This is a genomic window from Candidatus Cardinium sp. cByotN1 (assembly GCF_022810525.1).
In the GTDB taxonomy this organism is placed as follows: domain Bacteria; phylum Bacteroidota; class Bacteroidia; order Cytophagales; family Amoebophilaceae; genus Cardinium.
Window position 1 is genome coordinate 1 of sequence record NZ_JAACGG010000171.1, and the last position, 535, is coordinate 535.

General features: G+C 30.5%; 1 protein-coding gene. It reads right to left on the minus strand.

Features of this window, described 5'->3' with window-relative positions; translation table 11 throughout:
- Window positions 1-535: hypothetical protein (locus MUW73_RS04210; protein ID WP_243575294.1), on the minus strand; the 535-nt coding region annotated here is incomplete at both ends.

Here is a 535-nt window from a genome sequence, read left to right on the forward strand (position 1 = left end):
CCCATTGACTAGACTGGCTAATTCTTGTGCATTAAATTGGTTAAGATAGTTATTATTTTCGTTGATTTTTTGATTGATGTATTTAGCAATTTTTTGACAGGCATCTTTGTTGTCTTTTTGATCCTTCCATTTAGAGCACCCATTGACTAGACTGGCTAATTCTTGTGCATTAAATTGGTTAAGATAGTTATTATTTTCCTTGATTTTTTGATTGATGTATTTAGCAATTTTTTGACAGGCATCTTTGCTGTCTTTTTGATCCTTCCATTTAGAAAATCCATTGACTAGATTGGCTAACTCTTGTGCATTAAATTGGTTAAGATAGTTATTATTTTCCTTGATTTTTTGATTAATGTATTTAGCAATTTTTTGACAGGCATTTTGGGTGTCTTTTTGATCCTTCCATTTAGAGCACCCATTGACTAGATTGGTTAAGCCTTGTGCATTAAATTGGTTAAGATAGTTATTATTTTCCTTGATTTTTTGATTAATATATTTAGCAATTTGGTGACAGACATCTTTGCTGTCTTTTTGA